We start from the raw sequence: 6,143 nt of genomic DNA, 5'->3' as shown, positions 1-6,143 counted from the left end.
GGCATTGGGCCCTCGGCGCTGACGGAGGCCATGGGCATGCTCAACCACCATTTCGCAGCAGCCGCCTGATCGGCGCAGAGCGACAGCCTACCTCTGACTGCCGCCAATCTTTGCAACAGAGCCGTCGTAGAGACGTCGGAATGGCCGAGCAGATCCTGCACGGTTCGAATGTCGTAACCGCTGCGGAGCAAGGCCGTCGCGAACGAGTGGCGGAGGGTGTGCGGTGTGGCGGGCTTCGTGATGCCTGCTTGTTCTACGGCACGTTTGAAGGCGCGCTGAAAGGTCTGGTCATACATGTGATGGCGACGCACGACACCGCTCCGTGGATCGGTCGAATGCGTGTGCTGCGCAAAAACCCAGAACCACGGCCAGGAATGCCCGGCGCGCGGATACTTCCGCTCAAGGGCGTCGGGAAGCGCAACGCCGCTGCGGCCCTCGGCCTGGTCCTTCAGCCACCATGCCCGTGCACGCGACAGCTGCTCGCGCAGGCTGGGTGCCAAGCTCTCGGGTAACATCAAGGCCCGATCCTTGGAGCCCTTGCCCTCCCGCACGATGATCGTGCCGTGATCGAAATCCAGATCCTTGACCCGCAGTTGCAAACCCTCACTGATCCGCATGCCCGTTCCATACAGAAGCTGGGCGAACAAACGATGCTCGCCTTCCAGAAAACCGAGGATGCGAACCACTTCATCCGGGGTCAGCACCACCGGCAAGCGCCGCGACGGCCGAGGTCTTCCGATCTCCTGAAGCCAGGGCAGATCCGTGCACAGCACCTTGCCGTAGAAGAACAGCAAGGCCGCCAATGCCTGACGATGCGTGGAGACCGAAACCTTGCGCTCGTTCGCCAGCCAGGACAGAAATGCCTCGACTTCGCTGCTGCCCAAGGTTGCCGGGTGACGCACACCGTGGAAACGGATGAAGGCACGAACCCAGTGGACATACGCCTGTTCGGTTCGTAAGCTATAATGCAAGTAGCGTATGCGCTCACGCAACTGGTCCAGAACCTTGACCGAACGCAGCGGTGGTAACGGTGCAGTGCTGGTTTTCATGGCTTGTTATGACTGTTTTGTTGTACAGTCTATGCCTCGGGCATCCAAGCAGCAAGCGCGTTACGCCGTGGGTCGATGTTTGATGTTATGGAGCAGCAACGATGTTACGCAGCAGGGCAGTCGCCCTAAAACAAAGTTAGACATGATGAGCAACTCTATACACACCGGAATCTCAAGACAGCTTTCACAGGCACGCGATGTAATTAAACGCCATTTGGCATCAACGCTGAAAGCCATACACTTGTATGGTTCTGCAATTGATGGTGGCCTCAAACCATATAGCGACATTGATCTGCTGGTTACCGTGGATGCACGCTTGGATGAAGCTACCAGACGCTCCCTGATGCTCGATTTCTTGAATATCTCGGCACCACCATGCGAAAGCTCAATACTCCGGCCGCTAGAGGTAACTGTTGTTGCATGCAACGAAGTAGTGCCTTGGCGTTATCCGGCACGACGAGAACTGCAGTTCGGGGAGTGGCTGCGGGAGGATATTCTTGAAGGTGTCTTCGAGCCAGCCGCCTTGGACGCCGACCTTGCAATTCTAATAACGAAAGCTAGGCAACACAGCATCGCTTTAGTAGGTCCAGTGGCTCAAAAAGTCTTCATGCCGGTGCCAGAGCATGACTTTCTCCAGGTGCTTTCCGATACCCTTAAGCTGTGGAATACTCATGAGGATTGGGAAAATGAGGAGCGGAACATCGTACTCACGTTAGCTCGGATCTGGTATAGCACTGAAACTGGAGGAATCGTCCCCAAGGATGTGGCCGCCGAATGGGTTTTAGAGCGCTTGCCAGCTGAGCATAAGCCAATACTGGTTGAGGCGCGGCAAGCCTATCTTGGGCTTTGCAAGGATAGTCTTGCTTTGCGTGCAGATGAGACTTCGGCGTTCATTGGCTATGCAAAGTCTGCGGTCGCTGATTTGCTCGAAAAGCGAAAATCTCAAACTTCGCATATTTGCGATGGCGCCAAGAACGTCTAACGTCTAACTATTCATTTAAGCCGAAGCCGCTTCGCGGCTCGGCTTAATTCAGGCGTTAGATGCACTAAGCACATAATTGCTCACAGCCAAACTATCAGGTCAAGTCTGCTTTTATTATTTTTAAGCGTGCATAATAAGCCCTACACAAATTGGGAGATATATCATGAAAGGCTGGCTTTTTCTTGTTATCGCAATAGTTGGCGAAGTAATCGCAACATCCGCATTAAAATCTAGCGAGGGCTTTACTAAGCTTGCCCCTTCCGCCGTTGTCATAATCGGTTATGGCATCGCATTTTATTTTCTTTCTCTGGTTCTGAAATCCATCCCTGTCGGTGTTGCTTATGCAGTCTGGTCGGGACTCGGCGTCGTCATAATTACAGCCATTGCCTGGTTGCTTCATGGGCAAAAGCTTGATGCGTGGGGCTTTGTAGGTATGGGGCTCATAATTGCTGCCTTTTTGCTCGCCCGATCCCCATCGTGGAAGTCGCTGCGGAGGCCGACGCCATGGTGACGGTGTTCGGCATTCTGAATCTCACCGAGGACTCCTTCTTCGATGAGAGCCGGCGGCTAGACCCCGCCGGCGCTGTCACCGCGGCGATCGAAATGCTGCGAGTCGGATCAGACGTCGTGGATGTCGGACCGGCCGCCAGCCATCCGGACGCGAGGCCTGTATCGCCGGCCGATGAGATCAGACGTATTGCGCCGCTCTTAGACGCCCTGTCCGATCAGATGCACCGTGTTTCAATCGACAGCTTCCAACCGGAAACCCAGCGCTATGCGCTCAAGCGCGGCGTGGGCTACCTGAACGATATCCAAGGATTTCCTGACCCTGCGCTCTATCCCGATATTGCTGAGGCGGACTGCAGGCTGGTGGTTATGCACTCAGCGCAGCGGGATGGCATCGCCACCCGCACCGGTCACCTTCGACCCGAAGACGCGCTCGACGAGATTGTGCGGTTCTTCGAGGCGCGGGTTTCCGCCTTGCGACGGAGCGGGGTCGCTGCCGACCGGCTCATCCTCGATCCGGGGATGGGATTTTTCTTGAGCCCCGCACCGGAAACATCGCTGCACGTGCTGTCGAACCTTCAAAAGCTGAAGTCGGCGTTGGGGCTTCCGCTATTGGTCTCGGTGTCGCGGAAATCCTTCTTGGGCGCCACCGTTGGCCTTCCTGTAAAGGATCTGGGTCCAGCGAGCCTTGCGGCGGAACTTCACGCGATCGGCAATGGCGCTGACTACGTCCGCACCCACGCGCCTGGAGATCTGCGAAGCGCAATCACCTTCTCGGAAACCCTCGCGAAATTTCGCAGTCGCGACGCCAGAGACCGAGGGTTAGATCATGCCTAGCATTCACCTTCCGGCCGCCCGCTAGCGGACCCTGGTCAGGTTCCGCGAAGGTGGGCGCAGACATGCTGGGCTCGTCAGGATCAAACTGCACTATGAGGCGGCGGTTCATACCGCGCCAGGGGAGCGAATGGACAGCGAGGAGCCTCCGAACGTTCGGGTCGCCTGCTCGGGTGATATCGACGAGGTTGTGCGGCTGATGCACGACGCTGCGGCGTGGATGTCCGCCAAGGGAACGCCCGCCTGGGACGTCGCGCGGATCGACCGGACATTCGCGGAGACCTTCGTCCTGAGATCCGAGCTCCTAGTCGCGAGTTGCAGCGACGGCATCGTCGGCTGTTGCACCTTGTCGGCCGAGGATCCCGAGTTCTGGCCCGACGCCCTCAAGGGGGAGGCCGCATATCTGCACAAGCTCGCGGTGCGACGGACACATGCGGGCCGGGGTGTCAGCTCCGCGCTGATCGAGGCTTGCCGCCATGCCGCGCGAACGCAGGGGTGCGCCAAGCTGCGGCTCGACTGCCACCCGAACCTGCGTGGCCTATACGAGCGGCTCGGATTCACCCACGTCGACACTTTCAATCCCGGCTGGGATCCAACCTTCATCGCAGAACGCCTAGAACTCGAAATCTAACGTCCGTTCGGGCATCGAGGTCCATGTCGGGGTGGGACGGGCCCGTGGCTTCAAGATCACTTGCAGTCCGACCGCGATGTCTTGGTTGCGCGAGAGGTTGTCGATATCCTCCACTTCCATCATCAACCCTGGATAATGCCGCCGCCGTCATCGCCGCCGACGCCCGTGCCGGGCTTTTCGGGCCTGTCAGGCTTGCTCGGCCTTCAGCCTGCCTGGGCGAGATCTCCGGCGGACGGATTAACGGCGGAGCTTCGCCGCCTTTCGTGCGTGTGAAGGCCGAAGATAGTTCTCTCAAAAACATCCGTTTATGAGAGATACCAAATGTCATTTTCAGAAGACGACTGCACCAGTTGATTGGGCGTAATGGCTGTTGTGCAGCCAGCTCCTGACAGTTCAATATCAGAAGTGATCTGCACCAATCTCGACTATGCTCAATACTCGTGTGGGCTCTGTTGCAAAAATCGTGAAGCTTGAGCATGCTTGGCGGAGATTGGACGGACGGAACGATGACGGATTTCAAGTGGCGCCATTTCCAGGGTGATGTGATCCTGTGGGCGGTGCGCTGGTATTGTCGCTATCCGATCAGCTATCGCGACCTTGAGGAAATGCTGGCGGAACGCGGCATTTCGGTCGACCATACGACGATCTATCGCTGGGTCCAGTGCTACGCCCCGGAGATGGAGAAGCGGCTGCGCTGGTTCTGGCGGCGTGGCTTTGATCCGAGCTGGCGCCTGGATGAAACCTACGTCAAGGTGCGGGGCAAGTGGACCTACCTGTACCGGGCAGTCGACAAGCGGGGCGACACGATCGATTTCTACCTGTCGCCGACCCGCAGCGCCAAGGCAGCGAAGCGGTTCCTGGGCAAGGCCCTGCGAGGCCTGAAGCACTGGGAAAAGCCTGCCACGCTCAATACCGACAAAGCGCCGAGCTATGGTGCAGCGATCACCGAATTGAAGCGCGAAGGAAAGCTGGACCGGGAGACGGCCCACCGGCAGGTGAAGTATCTCAATAACGTGATCGAGGCCGATCACGGAAAGCTCAAGATACTGATCAAGCCGGTGCGCGGTTTCAAATCGATCCCCACGGCCTATGCCACGATCAAGGGATTCGAAGTCATGCGAGCCCTGCGCAAAGGACAGGCTCGCCCCTGGTGCCTGCAGCCCGGCATCAGGGGCGAGGTGCGCCTTGTGGAGAGAGCTTTTGGCATTGGGCCCTCGGCGCTGACGGAGGCCATGGGCATGCTCAACCACCATTTCGCAGCAGCCGCCTGATCGGCGCAGAGCGACAGCCTACCTCTGACTGCCGCCAATCTTTGCAACAGAGCCTTTGCGTCAATGCAGGGAGATAGCGAAGAGCGCGCTTCAACGGAGATGCTCGAATGGGTCCACGACGGATTGGAGTCCGTGGTCGCGGCAGACGTAGATGATTCGCACGCCGTACCCGTCGGCGCCGCTCGGCTCGGGGTCGCATTCTGCGCGGCAGACGTTACAGAGCCGGTGCTCGTTGCTCCCCCAGACCGTGACCTCGATATCGTCGGGGATCTCCATTCCGTCGAACTCCATATGCGGAGGTTAGCTGTCGCGGATTGAGTCGTGTCAAGATGCGGCACCGATGCTAAACCGCCGTTACCTATGGTCATCGCGCCGGTCGCGCACTCGACGCTTAGTTCTTGAGGTACTCGAGGACGGCGATGACGCGCTTGTTCCCTGTGCGCTCGTTAAGGTCGAGCATGGTGAAGATGCTGCTGATGTGCCGTTCCGCGATCGCGACGCGACATGCACACGGTCCCTGATTTGCTCGTTTGTGAGCCCCGTAGCCATGAGCGAATCGTCAGTATCGCGGAGGAGGTGCTGCGGGAGCGGGAAAGGATTGACCTTACTGACGCAGAGACCCAAAGTGCGAGCATCCCTCATCGCTTTGATGCCAGCCCTTCAACCATTGCAACTAACCCGAACTCGAAATCTAGGTCTTGATCGACAGGCTCACATCCGTTGTCGAGCGCTGTTTGTTCTTCTAGCCTCGATTTTTCACGGGTTGGGGTTTGTGCTTGATCGCGGCGTCGTTGTCTCATGTTGTAGGTGATTGTACTGTTCGGGTGTGATGTGCCTGCGCGTGTCGCCGCGGTGGTCGGGCCGTTCCA

General features: G+C 58.1%; 8 protein-coding genes. 5 read left to right on the top strand and 3 right to left on the bottom strand.

Going from position 1 to position 6,143, the window contains the following annotated elements:
- On the bottom strand, nucleotides 1-1,049 hold a 1,049-nt coding region (locus NQ034_RS15870; RefSeq protein ID WP_257049995.1), incomplete at its 3' end, for an integron integrase.
- 145 nt (nucleotides 1,050-1,194) lie between these two features.
- Here NQ034_RS15870 and NQ034_RS15865 point away from each other — a divergent pair.
- From NQ034_RS15865 to NQ034_RS15845, 5 genes are all read left to right on the top strand, one after another.
- Nucleotides 1,195-2,031 (top strand): ANT(3'')-Ia family aminoglycoside nucleotidyltransferase AadA9, encoded by an 837-nt coding sequence (locus NQ034_RS15865; protein ID WP_010991842.1) that lies wholly within the window; start codon nucleotides 1,195-1,197, stop codon nucleotides 2,029-2,031.
- A gap of 163 nt (nucleotides 2,032-2,194) precedes the next feature.
- On the top strand, nucleotides 2,195-2,542 hold the full coding sequence (locus NQ034_RS15860) for a quaternary ammonium compound efflux SMR transporter QacE delta 1 (protein ID WP_000679427.1): 348 nt from the start codon (nucleotides 2,195-2,197) through the stop codon (nucleotides 2,540-2,542).
- On the top strand, nucleotides 2,536-3,375 hold the full coding sequence (gene sul1 / locus NQ034_RS15855; protein WP_000259031.1) for a sulfonamide-resistant dihydropteroate synthase Sul1: 840 nt from the start codon (nucleotides 2,536-2,538) through the stop codon (nucleotides 3,373-3,375). The genes NQ034_RS15860 and sul1 overlap by 7 nt, the downstream gene beginning before the upstream one ends.
- Before the next feature lie 127 nt (nucleotides 3,376-3,502).
- Nucleotides 3,503-4,003: a GNAT family N-acetyltransferase gene (locus tag NQ034_RS15850; protein WP_000376623.1), complete on the top strand. Its 501-nt coding sequence runs from the start codon at nucleotides 3,503-3,505 to the stop codon at nucleotides 4,001-4,003.
- Nucleotides 4,004-4,509: 506 nt separating this feature from the next.
- Nucleotides 4,510-5,274: an IS6-like element IS6100 family transposase gene (locus NQ034_RS15845; protein WP_001389365.1), complete on the top strand. Its 765-nt coding sequence runs from the start codon at nucleotides 4,510-4,512 to the stop codon at nucleotides 5,272-5,274.
- Between the two features lie 90 nt (nucleotides 5,275-5,364).
- Here the strand turns inward: NQ034_RS15845 and NQ034_RS15840 are convergent, their stop codons facing one another.
- A complete protein-coding gene (locus tag NQ034_RS15840; RefSeq protein WP_069408167.1) occupies nucleotides 5,365-5,565 on the bottom strand; it encodes a hypothetical protein in 201 nt (66 codons plus the stop codon).
- 347 nt (nucleotides 5,566-5,912) lie between these two features.
- Nucleotides 5,913-6,143 (bottom strand): hypothetical protein (locus NQ034_RS15835; protein WP_444861106.1); only part of this gene is annotated, 231 nt, incomplete at its 5' end.

This window comes from Brevibacterium moorei (genome assembly GCF_024580735.1).
Taxonomy (GTDB): domain Bacteria; phylum Actinomycetota; class Actinomycetes; order Actinomycetales; family Brevibacteriaceae; genus Brevibacterium; species Brevibacterium moorei.
This window is presented reverse-complemented; position numbering and strand designations above follow the sequence as displayed.

Excerpts from the sequence above, each read along its gene's own strand:
- NQ034_RS15865 (WP_010991842.1), top strand. The coding sequence starts at position 1,195 with ATGAGCAACTCTATACACACCGGAATCTCAAGACAGCTTTCACAGGCA.
- NQ034_RS15860 (WP_000679427.1), top strand. The coding sequence starts at position 2,195 with ATGAAAGGCTGGCTTTTTCTTGTTATCGCAATAGTTGGCGAAGTAATC.
- sul1 (WP_000259031.1), top strand. The coding sequence starts at position 2,536 with ATGGTGACGGTGTTCGGCATTCTGAATCTCACCGAGGACTCCTTCTTC.
- NQ034_RS15850 (WP_000376623.1), top strand. The coding sequence starts at position 3,503 with ATGGACAGCGAGGAGCCTCCGAACGTTCGGGTCGCCTGCTCGGGTGAT.
- NQ034_RS15845 (WP_001389365.1), top strand. The coding sequence starts at position 4,510 with ATGACGGATTTCAAGTGGCGCCATTTCCAGGGTGATGTGATCCTGTGG.
- NQ034_RS15840 (WP_069408167.1), bottom strand. The coding sequence starts at position 5,565 with ATGGAGTTCGACGGAATGGAGATCCCCGACGATATCGAGGTCACGGTC.